General features: G+C 63.6%; 18 protein-coding genes. 14 read left to right on the plus strand and 4 right to left on the minus strand.

The features are described from left to right. Positions 1-329 (plus strand): hypothetical protein (locus KBY78_RS06910; protein ID WP_255142967.1); only part of this gene is annotated, 329 nt, incomplete at its 5' end. A gap of 98 nt (positions 330-427) precedes the next feature. Here the strand turns inward: KBY78_RS06910 and KBY78_RS06915 are convergent. Further along, complete coding sequence (locus KBY78_RS06915) at positions 428-1,510, minus strand: IS110 family transposase (protein ID WP_255142968.1); 1,083 nt, start codon at positions 1,508-1,510, stop codon at positions 428-430. Positions 1,511-1,764: 254 nt separating this feature from the next. Here KBY78_RS06915 and KBY78_RS06920 point away from each other — a divergent pair, with 254 nt between their 5' ends. From KBY78_RS06920 to KBY78_RS06930, 3 genes are all read left to right on the plus strand, one after another. After that, positions 1,765-2,502: an XRE family transcriptional regulator gene (locus KBY78_RS06920; RefSeq protein WP_255142969.1), complete on the plus strand. Its 738-nt coding sequence runs from the start codon at positions 1,765-1,767 to the stop codon at positions 2,500-2,502. Positions 2,503-2,680: 178 nt separating this feature from the next. After that, on the plus strand, positions 2,681-2,908 hold the full coding sequence (locus KBY78_RS06925) for a hypothetical protein (protein ID WP_255142970.1): 228 nt from the start codon (positions 2,681-2,683) through the stop codon (positions 2,906-2,908). 195 nt (positions 2,909-3,103) lie between these two features. Continuing rightward, positions 3,104-3,454: a M48 family metallopeptidase gene (locus KBY78_RS06930; protein WP_255142971.1), complete on the plus strand. Its 351-nt coding sequence runs from the start codon at positions 3,104-3,106 to the stop codon at positions 3,452-3,454. Here the strand turns inward: KBY78_RS06930 and KBY78_RS06935 are convergent. Further along, positions 3,447-4,427, minus strand: coding sequence for a hypothetical protein (locus tag KBY78_RS06935; RefSeq protein ID WP_255142972.1), 981 nt, complete (start codon positions 4,425-4,427; stop codon positions 3,447-3,449). The genes KBY78_RS06930 and KBY78_RS06935 overlap by 8 nt on opposite strands. An 89-nt stretch (positions 4,428-4,516) precedes the next feature. On the opposite strand from KBY78_RS06935, the gene KBY78_RS06940 reads away from it, so the two are divergent. Further along, a complete protein-coding gene (locus KBY78_RS06940; RefSeq protein WP_255142973.1) occupies positions 4,517-4,894 on the plus strand; it encodes a hypothetical protein in 378 nt (125 codons plus the stop codon). A gap of 59 nt (positions 4,895-4,953) precedes the next feature. Here the strand turns inward: KBY78_RS06940 and KBY78_RS06945 are convergent, their stop codons facing one another. Together KBY78_RS06945 and KBY78_RS06950 are read right to left on the minus strand one after the other, a co-directional pair. Continuing rightward, on the minus strand, positions 4,954-5,085 hold the full coding sequence (locus KBY78_RS06945) for a hypothetical protein (RefSeq protein ID WP_255142974.1): 132 nt from the start codon (positions 5,083-5,085) through the stop codon (positions 4,954-4,956). Beyond that, positions 5,085-5,246, minus strand: a complete 162-nt coding sequence (locus tag KBY78_RS06950; protein WP_255142975.1) for a hypothetical protein — start codon at positions 5,244-5,246, stop codon at positions 5,085-5,087. Before KBY78_RS06950 ends, KBY78_RS06945 begins: the two co-directional genes overlap by 1 nt. Positions 5,247-5,568: 322 nt before the next feature. Here KBY78_RS06950 and KBY78_RS06955 point away from each other — a divergent pair, with 322 nt between their 5' ends. The 9 genes from KBY78_RS06955 to pglZ form a co-directional block, all read left to right on the plus strand. Further along, the gene (locus KBY78_RS06955) at positions 5,569-6,333 is read left to right on the plus strand and encodes a hypothetical protein (protein WP_255142976.1); all 765 of its coding nucleotides are present in this window, start codon (positions 5,569-5,571) and stop codon (positions 6,331-6,333) included. A gap of 156 nt (positions 6,334-6,489) precedes the next feature. Next, positions 6,490-6,831 carry a tetratricopeptide repeat protein gene (locus KBY78_RS06960; RefSeq protein ID WP_255142977.1) on the plus strand — a complete coding sequence of 114 codons (342 nt, stop codon included), beginning with the start codon at positions 6,490-6,492 and terminating at the stop codon, positions 6,829-6,831. A gap of 93 nt (positions 6,832-6,924) precedes the next feature. Beyond that, the gene (locus tag KBY78_RS06965) at positions 6,925-7,275 is read left to right on the plus strand and encodes a hypothetical protein (protein ID WP_255142978.1); all 351 of its coding nucleotides are present in this window, start codon (positions 6,925-6,927) and stop codon (positions 7,273-7,275) included. A 342-nt stretch (positions 7,276-7,617) separates the two neighbouring features. Beyond that, positions 7,618-8,430, plus strand: coding sequence for a hypothetical protein (locus KBY78_RS06970; protein WP_255142979.1), 813 nt, complete (start codon positions 7,618-7,620; stop codon positions 8,428-8,430). Continuing rightward, a complete protein-coding gene (locus tag KBY78_RS06975; protein WP_255142980.1) occupies positions 8,427-8,984 on the plus strand; it encodes a BREX protein BrxB domain-containing protein in 558 nt (185 codons plus the stop codon). Before KBY78_RS06970 ends, KBY78_RS06975 begins: the two co-directional genes overlap by 4 nt. Then, entirely contained in the window at positions 8,981-12,472 is a 3,492-nt protein-coding gene (gene brxC / locus KBY78_RS06980) for a BREX system P-loop protein BrxC (RefSeq protein ID WP_255142981.1), read from the plus strand. The genes KBY78_RS06975 and brxC overlap by 4 nt, the downstream gene beginning before the upstream one ends. A 5-nt stretch (positions 12,473-12,477) precedes the next feature. Then, on the plus strand, positions 12,478-15,942 hold the full coding sequence (locus tag KBY78_RS06985; RefSeq protein ID WP_255142982.1) for a BREX-1 system adenine-specific DNA-methyltransferase PglX: 3,465 nt from the start codon (positions 12,478-12,480) through the stop codon (positions 15,940-15,942). Positions 15,943-15,984: 42 nt separating this feature from the next. Next, a complete protein-coding gene (locus KBY78_RS06990; RefSeq protein ID WP_255142983.1) occupies positions 15,985-16,719 on the plus strand; it encodes a phosphoribosyltransferase family protein in 735 nt (244 codons plus the stop codon). 5 nt (positions 16,720-16,724) lie between these two features. Further along, the coding region (gene pglZ, locus KBY78_RS06995; protein ID WP_255142984.1) for a BREX-1 system phosphatase PglZ type B at positions 16,725-18,005 on the plus strand (1,281 nt) is incomplete at its 3' end.

Below are 18,005 nucleotides of genomic sequence, written 5' to 3' on the forward strand. Positions count from 1 at the left end.
TCGACAACGCCACCGATGCCGACACCGTTCTGGTGCGCGATCCCACCGGCACCCCTGAGCTGCAGGAGATCGGGATCCTGGAGCTTCTGCAGCGCTATCCCTGTCGCGGCAGCGAGGCCCGCTGGAGCCCCGACGAGGCAATCACCTTCCTGGAAACAAAGACCCGCTGGCTGGATGCGGCGCTGGAGAGCTGGGAGGCCGATGGCGAGGCCATGGCTGACGACAGCGAGCTGATCGAGGCCAAGGCCGTCGTTCTGATCGTGCCAGAGCAACCAGGCCAGTCGCTGCGGACCGAGCTACTCGACGTGCTGATCCCCGTTGACAGCTGAACCGCCGACCGGCTCTCGTTCCGCCAGATCCGTTGCCCGCCGTGGAGCGGCAGGCAACGGATCTGGCGGGAGCCTGGGCTTGCTGCAGCCTCTACGCATCAGGCCGCTGCTGTACGCACTGCGGGCCCCCCACGCAGGATGCCGAACACCTCGCGGGCGACAAACCGCTTGAGGCAGCGAATGATCTCCTTCATCGTGCGGCCCTCTGCGGTACGGCGCTCGACGTAGTCCCTGGTCTGCTGGTGTCGCTGCAACCGACAGATGACGATGCGGTGCAGGGCACAGTTGGCTTGGCGGTTGCCGCTGCGATTCAGTCGGTGTCGCACCACCTTGCCGGAGCTGGCCGGCAGGGGATTGACGCCACAGAGAGCAGCGAATGAGGACTCGGATTTCATCCGTTCCTGGTTGTCGCCGACGGCCACGACCAGGGTGGCGCTGATGTCCACGCCCACCCCGTAGGTGTGGCGCAGCTCGGGGCACAGCTGCATCGTCAGCTGATCCAGCTGCGCGATGGATTCCTTGAGCTCCTGATCCAGCTGCTGGATGCGACGGGCGAGGGTGCGCAGGGTCATTTTGGCGGCCGCCAGAGGGGTGGTGATCTCGCCAGAACGCAGGCCTGCGCAGCTTTCGACCAGCTCCTTTCTCTTGAGCCGCTGCAGCCGTTCCCGCAACGCTGCCGGCGCCGTCACCACGATGGCGTGCAGCTGATTGAGAGCCGCGGTGCGGTTCGCGGTGGCCGAATCCTTGGCCACCTTGAACATGCGGATCATCTCCACAAGAGCGTCACCGGCCTTGGGGATGACTGTTGCTGTGCCAGCGATGAAGGACCTTGCTGCGGCCTCTGCATCGATGCTGTCGTCCTTGCCGATGCGCCGCCGCGTGGAGCGATCCGGTCGGTTCACTTCCACCACGGGGAGATCTGCACCCTGCAGGGCCCGGCAGAGCCCGGCGCCGTAGCAACCGGTTCCCTCCACCGCAAAGACCGGGTTGGTGCCGAAACCCGCGCTCCAGCTGATCAGCTCCCTGTAGCCGCTGCGCTTGGCATTGAGCTGCAGGCTGCCCAGCCAGCCGCCATTGGCGCCCAGGGCCACCGCCATGTGGGTGTGCTTGTGGGTGTCGATGCCGACAACCACGTCATGGCTGGTGCTGGTCTCTGAACTGGGCAGTGTCGCTGCGGTCATCGCTGCTGGTAGAGGGGAGGGGGTGCAACCAACCGGGCAGACGGACAGGCCACTGACGGGACGGGAACGTCGGACTCCTATGAGGTCACGGGACTCCCCGGGTGGTTGCCCCACCACACGGACCGACAAGTCATACGCAAAGACACCGCTCCAGAGCGGGGCGGGTCAGGCAATAGCTGGGTCAGGCCCGTGTTGGTGGGGTCCCGGAATCATCAGTGGCAATAGCTGGTGCACTGCCAACCACAGCAAGCACCATGGTTGCCCCAACTGTCCAGGCCCAAGCGATCCCCACCTACACAGAGCTGTTGGCGCAGCAGGTCAGCAGTCGTCTGGCCTTCGGGCGAATGCTGCTGAACTGGCGGCGCCACAACGGCTGGAGCCAGTACACAGCTTTCAACTGGGCGGAGGCGATCGGCGAGCCCAAGCTGGTGATCTCCTACGGCAACCTCTCGGTGATCGAGCAGGGCAAGGCCGGTGAGTTGCGCCAGCGAGCATTCTGGCAGCTCTGGGAGCTCAACCGCCGCATCGCGTCCGGCGACTGGGGGCGGTTCGGAGATCGGGAGCTGCGCCAGAAGCTTGAGGCCGCTATCCCCCTCGGAGATGCGGAGTGCCCCGTCTGGGGGCCACTGGAGTTCTGGGTCTGCTACGGCGGCCTGCGGCCCGTCCCAGAGAGATTCGCTGTGTCACCGGCGCCGGTGATCGGGCCGCGCCAGGCCGCCCTGCTCAGCAACCGCTGGCGGCAGCAGCTGCGCAGCCTGATCGAGGCGCACCAGCTCGATCCAGCCACGGCCCTTGCTGAGCTGATGGCCCTGGCGGGGGAGGAACACCGCAAGGGCTTCTATGCCGTGCTCACCGGCTTTCGCGGCTACAGCCCCGAGGAGCTCAGCACCCTGTGGCTCCATGGCGATCGCTACAGGCCTGAGCAGTGGCTGGAGCAGTGGCACAGGTCGTTGGCGGAGCACGCCACTACCGAACCGGCCGCAGCAGCCTGAGCCACGGAACCTCTTGATGGCTGCCGCGCAGGCCTCGTCAGTGTGCGGGGCGGCGTCAAGGATCGGGGCCATGCCCGCGGTTGGTTGACGGTGGTGCCGCATGACGCGGCACATCGGGGATCGTCGCGGTTCCTTGCCCCCGCCCCGCCGGGAGGCCAGGTCCTGCGCTGGGTCCGCCATGGCCACGCTATTCGCTCCGGCTAACGAGTCCGTTCATGTCCATGCCGCCCGCCGTCTGCGCTTCTCCGCCAGCAGCGATGGTCTTCTCCTCTGGCTCAGCGAAGAGTGCTGGGGCCGGGGGCTGGTTCGCCTCGCTGGGCTGCTGGAAGATCTGCTGATCGAGCGGCAGGCCGAGCAGCCTGAGCCCCTGTTGGATCCCGAGCTGGAGGCTCTGCTGCCCTTCTGAGGGCTGGGGGCTTTCGCCCCTTCTTCAGTGGACATCACCTCGACGTGCGTCAGCCCGGGTCATCCAGTGGATGCTTCAGATCAGTCGGCAAGCCTGGTCCTCCAGATTCCTGGCGGGAGGGGCTACAGGGGCAGCAACCTGAGGGGAGCCCCCTCCGTTTCCATGGCTGAACCCACAGTTCCAGCACTGCCTGCCATGTCCGTCTCCTTTCGGGAGGAGGACGTGCATCTCTCGCGGCTGCCGGAGGACTGCCGCGACGTCGAGTTACAGGCCTTTGTGGATGCGGTCTTTGCGCTGTATCAGGAGCCGTATAAGGGGATGGAAGGCAGCTTCTCGTGTTCCTACACCGAGGGCCTGTTTGAAATCAGCTGGACACCCCTAGGCGATCCCGGCACCGAACTGATGCAGGTCCGCGCACTGCTGGAAGAAGGCAGAAACGAAGAGGCGATTCCCTTGCTTGTGCAGCTGCTGGAGCGTGAGCCAGACAATCTGGAGGCCAGCCATGTGCTGGCGATGCTGCTGAGCGGCCACCGGCTGATCAGCTGAGCCCCACATACACCGGCTGGAACCACTGCATCCGGCGGCTCTGGCGTTTCTCGCCATGCAGCACGGTATGCCAGTGGCCTCGGCGCCAGTGGGGCCGGCGCGGGGCGCTGCTGCTGGCGCCGCTTGGGCTGCCCGGTGCAGGCGCCCTGGTGGTGCGATCAAGCCGGAAGTCCTTGCCAATCCACACGGGGCCCTGGGGGCTTACCGAGCCGGTGTCGTCCTCACCACCACCACCCGAGAAGCCCTTACCGCTGCGCACCTTGGCGGCCGGGCCGGTGGTGAGCAGTTCCGGCTGGTAGAGCTGCACGAGCAGGGCATTGATTGCCAGGCCCTCCATGCGCTGGTTGGTGCTATGCACCGCCTGCTCATCCCACTGCCAGGCCGGGTGGCTCATGTCTTCCTCGGTGGGTTGGCGCTCACCGATCTGCTGGAAGGAATGACGGGTGAGGTAGGTGCTGCCATCGAGGGCCAGACCAACGCAGCTGATGCCGCTGATGCGCTGGGCCATAGGCGGCAGCCAGTTGGTCATCACCCGCAGGTCAGCCACAATCACCACCGGTATCGGCACCCCGTCTTCTGTGAATAGGGCACCGTCTGGAAGCATCAACCGGAAGCAGGGCAGTACCTGCGGCAGCTGCTCATCGAGGTAGGGCGAGGGGGTGCGGCGGAACGCTTCTGTCAGCTCCGGCGCCAGGAAGCGGGGCGGCGCCTCCACAATCCGGGCCCAGCGGCAGGTGGTCGCAGCCCAAAAGCCGATCGGATCTTGCAGCTCATCGATGTACTGCAGGGTCGCCTCGATCATTGCTGCAAAGGCCAGGTGATTGGCCCAGTGCTGAAAGCCCCGCGGCGAGCGGTAGCGGTGCTGCTCCTGCTGGATGTATGGGTCCTGGCGGCGCGGTTTTGTGATCACCGAACCTATCGGCGGTAGATCGGCCTTGCAGCCGCGGATCGATTCAGGCGTCAGCGGGCTCATCGGCGCAGATCAGCAGAGCCGCTGGCAGATCATCACCATCCTGGCCGGATGGCGGATGATTGATGCACTGCCCAGGGAGAAGCGCTGCCTTGCCTGGATTCCACATCACCACCCAGGACGATCTACCCGGACCGGATGGGGATGAGCCCTACACGCTGTTCGTAAACCAAACCGAGTACGGCAACGCCCGCTTCCTACGCACCAACGTGCTCTCGGCCCGGCCCGACCTCAAGAAGTACACGGAGCTGCGCTTCCGTCAGGAGGTCAAGCGCCATGCCGATGCCATCGAGCCTGGGGAGGACGTGGTGGTGGTTTTCATGGAGGCCCAGGGGCTGGAGCCGCCGCTGACCTTGGTGTGCAGTGACCTGCATCTGGAGCTGGAGGGCTACCCGGTGGAGCAGGGGGCGGAGATAGAGATCCCGCTGCTGCCGCCGGGCAGCCGGGGAGCGGCGCGGGGATTTGGGTGAGGAGAGAGGCTGTTGGGCCCAGCCCCTGGAGGCACCGCCCCGGCAGCCACCAGGTCGAATCAGGCCAGTCCAGCCGTGTGCAGCAGTAGGTCGAGACCCAGTGCCGCCATAAACAGCCGCGTGGCCATCGAGCCGATGCTCCAGGCGGAACGCATCAGGCGGTGAAAAACCATGAACAAGGGGGGAATCATCAGCGCATCTCGCTGGCGATGGGCCGCACCTGGTCGGCCGCAACACTGAAGGTGGGCAAGCACCGCTCGCGGAGGGGAAAACGGCGCAGCCAAACGCAGTCGCTGAAGTTGTCCACATTGACCACCTGATAGGTGGCGTCGGGGCTGGCGCTGTAGCTCACCAGAAGGCCGGGTTGGAGCTGTATGGTTGTTGGCCGAGAAAGGCACCCCTCAATGCAACCGCAGCCACAGAGCAAAATGAGTATAAGTGCTTAAGCCCTGACTTGGGCGCTGCGGGCTTGTCGCCGCAAAGGTTTTGCTCCCCTCTGGCGGCCACTGAGCGCTTCCAGGCCACTCCAACCGGTACAAGAACCGAACCAGCTAGAGCGGCAAACCGTCCCGGAGGCCCGTTGCTGGCGGCGGTTGGTTTCGGCTGAGGCTGAGGGAAAAGGCAAACGACCGCCGATACCGTGGGGGCCACCCTGCTTCCCCCACAGCCCGGCGATGTCTGCCCATGAGCTCCTGCCGGCCGTGAACCGTCTGCTGCAGCAGGTGGAGGAGGCTGGCGGGCTGCCGGTAATGGTCGTTCAGCAGGACGACCTTGAAGATCTGGCCATGGTGCGATTGGCCACACGAGAACAACAGACGCACCGGATCATCTACCGCGACGCCGGTGAGCTCAGCAGCTACCACGTCGCCTTTGAGGCCGCCCTGCTGCTGCGCATGATCCAGGTGCCAGCCGAGCAGCAAGTGATCCTCCACGAAACACGCGAGGCCAGAGAGAAGGTGATCTCGCAGGTGGAGAGGATGTTCAAGGGCCAGATCAGCCTGGCTCAAGCGCGGAGTGCTGGGCTGCAGTACTACGACGGGGTGCTGTTGCGGTTGCGCTCGACAGGACCGGGGCTTTGGGCGGACCGCTGGCTGTTCGAGCAGGTGCCTGAGCTGCGGGGTCTGCAGGCGACGCTGCTGCAAAGCCAGGTTCAGGACAACTTGTTCTGCCTCGAGGGCGAGGTTGAGCGGCTGACACCCACCGCCGTGTTGCAGGCCACCCGGGCGATCAATGCGGCCTGTGCCTTCCATAGCTCTGGTCTGCTGGGCATCCCGTCACTGGCGATCCCGTACCAGGCAGCAGGGCTTGAGGCGCTGGCCAAGGAGCTGATCAACCTCACCAGCGCCGCACCCAGAACGAACGACCCCGACCGGGAGATTGTCGATGGCTGGGCCGAGAAGTTGGGCATCTCCCGCTGGTACTGCTGGAAGGCACCGTGATGCAGGGCACCGCGTTCTCGATCTAGAGGCCAGCTTTGATGCTCCCTGCAGCCGGAGGGCTATCTCATCTCGCCATGGGCAACCGCTTGCCGGCGGTGGTTGCCAGCGGCAGCATCAGGATCAAGCGAGATCCGGCAGTTGTCGTAGCTGCCAGCCATGGATGCATTCGGGGCACTGATCGAGGAAGGGAAGCTCCATGAAGCCCGCCCCCTGCTGCAAGCGGCGCTGTTGCTGATGCCGCAGAACGCCTCAGCGCTTTACTACCTGGGCCTGCTCGCCAGCGAGGATGGCGATCTGGAAGAAGCCCGCTCGCTGCTAAGCCGGGCGGCCCTCGCCAGCGCGGGCAATATCAGCATCCAGCCCCATGCCCTTGAAGCCCTTGCGCTGGTGGCTCTGCAGCAGGGCGACAGGGCGGAGGCCCGCCGGGCTTTCGAGCAGGTCATCGAGCTGGTGCCGGATAACGGCTTTGCTATCCACAGCCTTGAGAACTTGCGGTAACCGCTGGGGCAGGCATTAGCAGCGTCGCGCTTCCGCCAAGCGCTGGCGGCGGCACCGGACGACCTGATCACCACCTACAACCTGGCCCAGGCGTTGCTGGAGCTGGATCCAGAGGAGCACCGCGACGAGTCCGACCGGCTGCTGCTGCAGGTGATCGAAGCCCAGCCCTACAGCGAGCTGGCGGGCAAGGCCAAGGACCTGCGCGGCAGCATCGCCAGCCGCGATCTGCGTGCCGATCAGCCCGATGGGCTCAGGCAGGACGCCGTTAGCTACTGCCTCCAGGCCCTGCAGCTGTTCGAGGGAATGGATCATCAGCGCTTCCTGGCGGTGCTCAGCGAGGTGGCGGCCGTCGGCCAGGGCGGCCTGCAGATCAATGAGCCGGCACCTCCCGCAGCCTCAAGACCCTGCCCGGCAGCTGGAGCGACCTGGCCCTGGCCTGCCTGATCCATGTGGGCATGTAGCCGCAGGCCAGCGCAGCGGTAGCGGCTGACGCCGGACCAGGACTCAGGGCTGGGGATCGAGGCGCAATAGCAGGAGGCGGTGCGGTTGCTGGGCATGTAGCGAGGCTGACAACCAAGACCCGTACGGAGGTGAACTACATCAAAGCCAAAACCTATGCGCCCAGCGCATAATTGCGGCTCTGATGGTGACGCCCCCAGAAGCCAGGCTGCGCCGGCCGATGCCAGGGGCCAGACTGCTGCAAGAACGCTGCTGTGCTGCATGCGCACCATCTCGCAGTGCGGCCTCCACCAGGGCCCTCCCAGGCCAGCCCAGCCCCTCCGCTACATGCCCGCCCGTCGTTCCAGCCCCAAGCCCCCTAAGGTCGCAGACACCAAAGCTGATCTGGCGGCGCTGGGCTTCCGGGTGGCTGACAGTGGCCCCCACACCAGCAAGACCCTGATGCTGCAGGAGCTGGAAGCCCTGCTGGCCGCGGTGTCCGCGAACGCTCCGGCCAAGACGTACCGGGCCGCGATCGTGGAGGAGAACGTGCTGGGCAAGCGCACCCTCTCCACCCGCAAGGAAACCGCCACCCGGCTCACGGCTTTACATGGTCTTGATCCGAGCAAGCCACTGTTCCGGGTGCTGCGCCGGCTCTGGGCCGTGGATCCCGCCGCACACCCCCAGCTGGCCCTGCTCAACGGTCTGGCCCGTGATCCGCTGCTGCTGGCCACCACAGCTCAAGTAATGGGGATGACCCAGGGGGAGGTGCTGCAGCGCTCCAAAATGGTGGCGGCGGTCCAGGGCTTCACCCACGACCGTCTCAGCCCAAAGGTGCTCGATGCAGTGGCTCGCAACACCGCCAGCAGCTGGACCCAGAGCGGTCACCTCAAGGGCAGGGTCAAAAAGCTGCGCCAGCCGCTCAATCCCCACCCGGTGTCACTGGCCCTGGCGGTGTGGCTTGGCTACGCCAGCGGCAAGCGCGGCAAGGCCCTGCTCACCACCCCCTGGGCGAATGCGCTCGACAGTTCCAGCTCGGGGCTACTTGAGCTGTCGCAGCAGGCCAAACGTCTGGGCTTGCTCAAGCTCTCCCACGGCGCCGGGGTGGTCTCGATCGATCCCAGTGGCCTGGATCCCCTGCACGGAGGCCAGCAGTCATGAGCCGGATTGATGAACTGGCCGCGCAGTACTCAGACCACATCTCTGTGCCCTGGCAGCAGGGCCTGCCCGCCGCCAATCGGGTGGTGATGCTCGTCTACGAAAAAGAACTGGAGCGGCACCTGCGGGCCAAGCTGCTGGAATTCGAGCAGGCCACGAAAACGGCAGGCCACGGCTGGCTGCTGGTCGACCTCACCACCGCCTTTGCCGAATGGATGGGTGGCATGAAATACCGCGAGGAATATTTCCAGGCCCCAGATGACATCCGCCTCAAGCTGGATTCCAGCTTCCTTAGGCACATAGCAGACCTGATCAAAGCCCAGCTCAGCGCGGCCACCGAAAACGATGTGGTGGCGCTGCTGGGGGCAGGAAGCCTGTTTGGCTTCCTGCGGCTCTCCGATGTGATCAAGGAGGTGGAGCGCGAAATCCAGGGCCGTCTGGTCGTGTTCTTCCCAGGTCAGAAAGACAGCAACAACTACCGGCTGCTCGATGCTCGAGACGGCTGGAACTACATGGCGGTGGGCATCACCCGCCATCCCACAGGAGCGGTGGCATGACCCAAAAGATTTTCCAAACCCTGCAGCGCGACCCGCGCACCAGCCCGCTGGCCAACAACGGCCAGGCGCGGATCACCACGCTCGACGACGAAAACTCCCGCATCGAGCTGGAGGGTGAGCTCAGCACCTTCGTGTGCGACGGCCAGTACGGCCAAGCGATGGAGCGGATCCTGCAGAGCTACCTGGCCCAACAGGGACAGCCCCGGCAGAACGCTGCCTGGGTGGCGGGGTTCTTTGGCAGCGGCAAGTCGCACCTGCAGAAGACGCTCGGCCACATGTGGGCTAACACCGAGGTGTTCCCAGGCAAGCGCGCCCGAGATCTGGTGCTGGAGCTCCCCGATGGGGTGAAGGCCCAGTTCCGCGAGCTCGACACCCTCGCCTCCAGAAGTGGCAAACCGTTGATGGTCGCCAGCGGCGCCATGCCCTCTGGCGCCAAGGACGCCGTGCGCAAAACCGTGTTAGCGATCCTGCTCAAGGCGGTTGGCATGCCCGAGAAGGTGCCCCAGGCGCGCTTCTGCTTCTGGCTGCGGGAGAAGGGTTACCTCGATGCGGTGCGCTCGGCCGTAGAGGCAGAAGGCAGCCGCTGGCTGGAGGAACTGGATGAGCTCTACGTGAGCCCGCTGATCGCTGGCGCCGTGCTGGAGCAAGACCCGGACTATGCCGCCGGCAACCGCGAGGCGCGGGATGTGATCCGCCAGCAATACCCCAACAGCGACAGCGACATCACCACCGCTGAGTTCGTGCAGCTAGCCCGCAAGGCCCTAGCGCCCGATGGCGGCGAGCTGCCCCACACGATGCTGGTGCTCGATGAGGTGCAGCAATACATCGGCGACTCCAACGACCGAGCCACCGACTTTGTGGAAGTAGCCGAGGCGCTGCAGACCGAGCTCGACAGCCGGGTGATGTTGGTTGCCTCTGGCCAGTCGGCGCTGTCGTCAGAAACGCCCCAGCTGCAGAAGCTCAAGGACCGCTTCCGGGTGACTGTGCAGCTGTCGGACACCGACGTGGAAACGGTGATCCGCAAGGTGATCCTGCAGAAACGCGCCGACGCCCAGGCCGATGTGCAGCAGCTGCTGGAATCCAATGCCGGTGAGGTCTCCAAGCAGCTGGAAGGCAGCCTGATCAAGGAGCGATCAGAAGACCGCCAGGTGGCGGTGGCCGACTACCCGCTGCTGCCCACGCGCCGGCGCTTCTGGGAGGAATGCTTCCGCAGCGTCGATGTGGCCGGCACCAACAGCCAGCTGCGCTCCCAGCTGCGGATCATCTTTGACGCCGTCAAAGACATCGCAGAAGAAGACCTGGGCCGAGTGATCACCGGCGATGTGTTGTTCACATCGATGGCGAATGACCTGGTGAATTCAGGTGTGCTGCTCAACGAGCTCAGCAACCGAATCGCCAATCTCGGCAAGGAGGGCACTGAGGAGGGCAAGCTCAAACAAAGCCTCTGCGGGCTGGCTTTCTTGATCAGCCGGCTGCCGCGAGAGCAGGGCGCCGATAAGGGCATTCGCGCCACCTCCCGCACCCTGGCCGACCTGATGGTGCCAGACCTGCGCAAGGACAGCGGCCCCCTGCGAAACCAAATCGCCGGCTTGCTGGAGGCGATGGCGGAAGACGGCACCTTGATGAAGGTGGGCGATCAGCCGGGGCTGGAGGAATACCGCCTGCAGACCACAGAAGGTGCCCAGTGGCAGCGGTTGTTTGAGGAGAAGCGCCAGGCGGTTCGCAACGACACCGCCGAAATCACCAACGAGCGTGAGAAGCGCCTCGGCCTGGAGCTCCAGAAGGAGCTCCAGGCGGTTCGCTTGCTGCAGGGGCAAGCCAAGATCCAGCGGTCGATCGTCCCCTGGCCTAACCCCGAACCACCGGCACCGTCAAACGAGCAGGTGGTGGTGTGGATTCGCGATGGCTGGGGCTGCAGTGATAAGGAGGTGCGCGATGCCGCCCGCGAGGCCGGCGCCGACGATCCGGTGCTGCATGTATTCCTGCCGCGCAGAGGCGCGGAAGAGCTGCAAAGCCGGATCATTGATGCAACGGCCGCTCGCCGAGTGATTGATCACTACGGCCCCCCTTCTTCTGCAGAAGGGCAGGAGGCACGGCAGGCGATGCAGAGCCGCCAGGACATCGCCGAGAAAAACTGCAACGAGCTGATTGCCGATGTGATCGCCAATGCCCTGGTGCTCAAGGGCGGCGGCATCGAGGAGTACGGCATCAAGCTCAGCGAGAAGCTGCAATCCGCGGCTTCTGAGGCAGCACTAGCCCGGCTATTCCCCGAGTTCCACAAGGCCGATCACGGCAGCTGGGGCACCGCCGTGAAGCGCGCCAAAGATGGCAGCGATTCACCGCTTTCTGCCGTAGGCCATCAGGGCTCAAACGACAGCCATCCAGTAGCCCGCATCGTCATCAGTGCCATCGGCGGCGGCAAAGAGGGCAGTGCGATTCGCGCCGACCTACGCGTAGCTCCGTATGGCTGGCCGCAGGATGCAATGGATGCGGTGTTGCTCGCCTTGCATCGCGATGGCACCCTCAGCGCCAAGGACAGCCAGAACAAGCCGATTGCGGTTGGTCAGCTTGATCAACAGAGCCTGGGCAAAGCCCGCTTTTTCCTGCAGGAGGTTCGCCTCACCACCAAGGAAAAACTGGCGGTGCGTGGTGTTTATGGCATTGCCGGCGTCACGGCCCCGTCGGGGCAGGAAGAACCCAAGGCAGTCGAGTTCCTGGATGCCATCGAGAACAAGGTGGTCCAATCCGGTGGCGACGCCCCGCTGCCCGCGCCTGTGAGCGCCACCCTCCTGAAGGAGCTGCGCCAAAAGAGTGGCCCAGAGCAACTCAAAGCGATCCTTGATGCCAAGGAGCAGCTGCAGGAGTTGTGGGATCAGGCCTGCAGCCTGGTGGCTCTCAAGGAGAAACGTCTCCCTGGCTGGGAACGACTGCAAGCTCTGCTGCACCAGGCCAAGGGATTGCCAGTGCACCAAGAGCTGGAACCCCAGGTGGAGGCGATCCGTAGCCAGCGCTCACTGCTTGACGCCACCACCGACTTTGTGGCTCCCTTGCTGCAGCAGCTGGAGCAAGCACTCACGGCCGAGCTGGAGCAGGCCCAGCAACAGCTGAGCCTGGTGGTGGCCGCCGAGCTGCAGCAGCTGCAGGCCAGTGCTGAGTGGCAAGGGCTGCCTGATGCCGAGCGCAATCGCATCGGTCAAGCGCTGCAGTTACCGGTGGCGGCCCCACCAGCTGACCCCGTAAACCGAAGCAAGCTGCTGGAGGCGCTGCAGCAGCGCTCCTTGGCCAGCAGGGCGGAGCTGGCCGAAAGCCTGCCCACACGCTTTGGCAAGGCCCGATCTGCGGCAGCCAAGGCCCTGGAGCCCAACATCCAGCTGCTCAAGCTCAGCAGTGGGGTGCTCAAAGACGAAGCAGCCCTTGATGCCTGGTGGGCGTCCAAACGCCAGGAGGTGCTCACGTCGCTTCAAACCGCTCCGATCCAGATCAACTAATTCCCATGCCCGCCCTCGCCTCCGATCTGCGTAAGACCCTCGAAGCCACCGTGGTGAAAGCCCGCGATAAAGCCGAAGGCGGTGCGCGGGATGCCCTCACGGCCCTGGCAGTAGATGCCAGCGAGCCGTTCTCCTCAATGAGTGAGGAGGAGCGCAAGCTGCGCAACCGCCTGCGCGCCCGCGGACGCCAGCTGGGGGATCAGCGCGATCCTCAGAAGGGCAGCCAAAGCATCGAGCGCTTGGTGCGGGAGATGGCCTATGAGCACTGGCACCGCATGCTGTTTGCTCGCTTCCTAGCGGAGAACCAACTGCTGATCGAGCCCACATCAGGGGTCGCGATCAGCCTCGATGAATGTGAGGAGCTGGCAGCGGAAGAGGGCACAGATCTTTCGGGTCTGGCCGCGCAATATGCCCAGTCGATGCTGCCGCAGATCTTCCGAGGGGATGATCCGGTGCTGGCGGCGAAGTTACCGCTGGAGATCCGCCAACAGCTGCAGGGTTTGGTGGCTGGGCTGGAAACGGAGACCTTTACCGCCAGCGACAGCCTCGGATGGACTTATCAGTTCTGGCAAACGAAACGCAAAAAGGAGGTGAACGATTCCGGCGTGAAGATCGGCGCCGATGAGCTGTCCCCGGTGACGCAGCTGTTCACCGAGGACTACATGGTGGACTTTCTGCTGGATAACACCCTCGGTGCCTGGCACGCCGGCAAGGTGCTTGCCGCCAATCCCCAGCTGACCAGCACGGCTCAAACAGAAGACGACCTGCGCCAAGCCGTGGCGCTAACGGGTTGCCCTTGGAGCTACCTGCGATTCATCAAGACAGACGATGGGGCTTGGAAGCCGGCGGCTGGAACTTTTGAAGGCTGGCCCAGAACGTCAGCGGAACTGAAGTGCCTAGATCCCTGCATGGGAAGCGGGCACTTCGTGGTAGCAATGTTTGAGCGGCTGGTGGCCTTGCGGATCGAGGAAGAAGGACTGACCGAAAAGGCTGCTGTTGAGGCGGTCATTGAGGGCAACCTGTTCGGATTGGAGATCGATCCGCGCTGCACGCAGATCGCCGCCTTCAACCTGGCGCTGGCTGCATGGCGGCGCCTAGGCCATTGCAAGTTGCCGGCGATGGGCCTTGCCTGCTCAGGCCTGGCGCCAAACGCCACTGAGGCCGATTGGCTGGCTTTGGCCGGTGATAGCGAACGGCTCAGGAATGGAATGGGACGGCTCTACCGGTTGTTCGACAAGGCGGCTGTACTGGGAAGTCTTATCAATCCAAGGGCAGAGGAAGCCGATTTACTTGTAGCTGGCTTCAACGAACTCCAGCCGCTGCTGGAGCAGGCGCTGGTGCAGGAGACCAAGGACGACACCGCGCATGAGATGGCGGTGACCGCGCGCGGCGTGGCCAAAGCGGCAGAAATTCTCGCCGGTCAGTTCACGCTCGTTGCCACCAACGTGCCTTACCTTGGGCGTGGCAATCAAGATGAGGGACTTAGGGTTTATTGCGGGCGTGTTCACCCCGAGGCGAAAGCAGACTTGGCAACTTGCTTTGTTGAACGCTCCACGAAGTTCTGCGGGACTGGTGGCAGCGCGGCATTAGTAACCCCGCAAAACTGGCTGTTCTTGAGCAGATACTCTGACCTGCGCATTAAGTTGCTGAAATCTTTACGCTGGGACTTTGTTGCAAGACTAGGTCCCAGAGCATTTGAAACTATTGGAGGCGAGGTCGTAAGCGTCGCTCTTATCCAGATAAGCCGAGACAGCATCGCCAGCAAGAGCAAAATCTGCGGGCTGGATATTGAAAGCGCCGCATCCCCCAAAGAAAAAGCCGAGGGCCTAGGTGCCTCCGAGCTTGAATCTCGGCCGTTGTCCGATATTTGCGCACAAGTCGATGCAATTATAACATTTTCTGATCGCAAATCAGACTTTCTGTTGAGAGACTTTGCTGATACATGGCAGGGCATGGTGACTTGCGATGACAACAAGTTTCTTGTTCGCTTTTGGGAGGTTCTCCCTGGTCAAGATACCTGGAACCTGCTGCAACTGCCTCCGCAGCAAATCCTTCCATTCACCGGGAAGAGCACGTTGATTAGATGGGATGATGGTCGCGGAGCACTTCACACCGACTCAACCGCACACAACTTCCCGCCCAAGGAAGCACTTTCCAGGCCTGCAATCGCCATGCAAAGGACGGGCGAGCTCAATGCAACGCTCATGCACGGCGAGATATTTGGAGATGCAGTTGCTCCAATCTTTCCGAGGAGAGAAGATCACTTGCCGGCCATATGGGCCTTTGCCGAGTCTGGAGAGCTCGCGCGCTTGGTGCGCATACTAGACAAGCAAATAAAGGCAGCAGTCGGAAGCTTTATCAAAGTTCCCTTTGATCTTTCTCACTGGCAAAAAGTGGCGGCGGATAAATATCCGGATGGGCTGCCAAAGCCCTTTTCTAGCGACTCAACACAATGGCTATTTAGCGGCCTTCCTGCGGGTGCAGACCAACCCTTACACGTGGCGGCGGCCCGTCTTGTCGGATACCAATGGCCACGCCAGACCGGTACAAGGTTTACGGGTTGTCCTGCTCTCGACCCGGATGGTTTGGAAGCTCTTGCAGATGACGATGGCATCGTATGCCTATCGCCCATCCGCGGAGAAGCTGCAGCAGGTGATCGACTACGAGGCTTGCTAGCCGCAGTCTTTTGTGATGAGTGGAGCACTGCAAAAGAACGGGAGCTACTGCTGGAAACCGCCGTCGCCAATGACGCCAGGAAAGCCGCCGCCGATTTAGGCGACTGGCTGCGCCAGAGCTTCTTTACTGAGCACTGCAAACTCTTTCAATCGCGACCCTTCATCTGGCAAATCTGGGATGGCAATCCCAACGGCTTTAGCGCCCTGGTGAACTGTCACAAGCTCGCTGCCCCCAACGGCCAAGGCCGCAAGACTCTGGAACTTCTCACCTACACCTATCTAGGCGACTGGATCGATCGCCAGAAGCTAGATCAAGCGGAAGGTGTCAATGGCGCCGATGATCGACACGCTGCCGCTCTCGATCTTCAGGGACAACTCAAGAAGATCCTCGATGGCGAGCCTCCCTACGACATCTTTGTCCGCTGGAAGCCTCTTCACCAGCAAGCGATCGGCTGGGATCCGGACATCAACGACGGTGTTCGAATGAATATCCGCCCCTTCCTAAGTGCCCAGCTACGTAAAGGCGGCAAGACCGGCGCTGGGATCCTGCGCGCCAAGCCCGGCACCATCAAGTGGGCGAAGGACAGGGGCAAGGAGCCGAGCCGCTCCAAAGATGACTTCCCCTGGTTCTGGGGCTGGGATGAAAACAGCCCAGCCATGGCCACTGATTTCGGCGCCCCCGTTCCAGGCGCACCGCCTGCAGGCGACAGTTTCGACGGCAACCGCTGGAACGATCTGCACTACAGCCGTGCGGCTAAGGAAGAGGCCAGGGCACGCCATCGGGGTGAGGGTTAAGGCATGCGGATCCGCAGCCAGCCATTCCCCGACGCAGCAGCGTTGCCCTTCTGGCTGTGGGACGACGACCAAGAGCTCAAGGCCCATCCCTCCTACCGCCAGGCCAAAGCTGGTGAGCAAGACGCTGCCATTGATCTGGTCTGGGATCTGGCCATCGACTTCCTCAGCGAACTGCAAGCCAAGCTCCCGCTGGAGCTCACCTACGTGGCCCCTCATGCACGCGAGGCCACGGGCGACAACGCCATCCCCCTGGTGCTCGCCAGTGCCTGCGCAGAGGTGTTGCACGGAGAGGTGGAAACCGAGATCGTGCAGGCCTCCCGTGTGTTTCACACCGGAGCCAAGGCAATGGAGCGCCTGTTGCTGCGTCCCCAGTTCGATGGGCCGGTCACAGCAGGCACGGCCTACGTGTTGGTGGACGACGTGACCTGCCTGGGCGGCACCCTGGCCGAACTGGCCGACTACGTCCAGGCCGGTGGCGGCCAGGTTGCTGCTGTCATTACGCTGGTGAATGCCAGCCGGCTCAAGCCCCTCAAGCCCGAAGCTCTGGTGATCCGCCGTTTGCGCGAGAAGTTCCCTGATGCCATCCACCACACCTTCGGCATCGACCCCGGTGCCCTCAGCGCTAACGAAGCCAGCTATCTCAGTGGTTTCCGAACGGCTGACGAGCTCCGAAATCGAGCAGCTAAGGCAGCAGAAGAGATCGATCTCCGCCTACGCGCAAAAGGTTTTCAGCTTGAGGCTCAGCCAGCGCCCCTGAGCCAGGAGGGCGATACCTGATGGTCATGCCCCGCACCCTGCTCGAATCCCTGATCCAGAAGCTGCGCGGCTGCAACGTCCACGGCGATGCAGAAGAGTCACCCGTCTCCATCCTCTGGACCGATCCCCGCAGCGAGTGGAAACCGCTGCTTCCTCTCCTGCGGCAGCAGCTGCCCGAGCTGCTCTGCCTGGGCGACTACGACCCCGAGCACCAGCAGGGCCCGGCGCTGTGGCTGCGCTGCATCGTTGATCGCAGCCTGCCTGCAGCTGTTGCCGCCGCAGATCAGATCCCGGTGATCTACCTCCCTGGCATTAGCCGCCAGGAGTTGCGTGCCGGCGAGGGTTGCCCCTGGGCCCTGGAGCCGTTGATCGAGCTGATGTTCCGCGGCAGCCTCTGGCTCCAGCGCAATGGGCGCGATTGGACTCTGGCCGCCTTCCTCAGCTCCAGTGATGCCCTTGGCCTTGATCTGGCCGGCGATCAGGGCACCAAAGCAGCTCTCAGCCGCGCTCTTGCTGAAGTGGCTTCCGTGCCGCTTGAGCAGCTGCGCGGCAAGCGGCTGGAAGCGGAAGACTTCAACGCCTACTTGGTTCCTGATGCGATCCGCGACCTTCTGCAGTGGATGGCGGATCCACCGGCCTTCCAGCAGCGCTGCAGCCAAGATCATTGGGCAGTCCTTTCCTCCACCTGGAAAAAAGACCTCAAGTTCGATCCCGCCAAAGACGGTGAGCTCTCCGCTGCCGAGCGGCTCGCCAAGGGCCAAGGCGGTTGGGACAAGGTCTGGCAGCGCTTTGCAGAAAACCCCACCGCCTTCCCAGGTATCCCTGAGCTGCTGCGCCGAGTCGAGCCCGAACAGATGGGCCTGGCCGTCGGCGGGCAAGACCTATCCCGCTGGCCCTCCCACAACGCCGCCTGCGAAGAGCAGGTGCTCGCTGGTCTCCAGGCACTGACCGGCAAATCCCACGCCGAGGCCTGCCGCTGCGTGCGGGATCTGGAAACCCAGCACCGCGAGCGGCGCAGCTGGATCTGGGCCCAGCTGGGGCTATCACCCATGGCAAAGCTGCTTGAGCCGCTCGGCCTGCTCGCCCAACGCGCCGATCAGCCCCTGGTGGGAAGCACCCCTGAGGAGTTCATCGCGCCCTACACAACCGATGGCTGGGAGGCTGATCTGAGCGCCTGGCAGGCCGTGGCGATGGCCAGCACCGCCGAGGAAGACGTGGTGCGTAAGGCAGTCGCAGCCTTGCTCAGGATCTGGCTGAATGACACCGCCAGCTGCTTCCAAAAAGCCGTCGCCAGCAGCGGCCTGCCT

Source organism: Synechococcus sp. EJ6-Ellesmere (assembly GCF_024345875.1).
Taxonomy (GTDB): Bacteria; Cyanobacteriota; Cyanobacteriia; order PCC-6307; family Cyanobiaceae; genus Regnicoccus_A; species Regnicoccus_A antarcticus.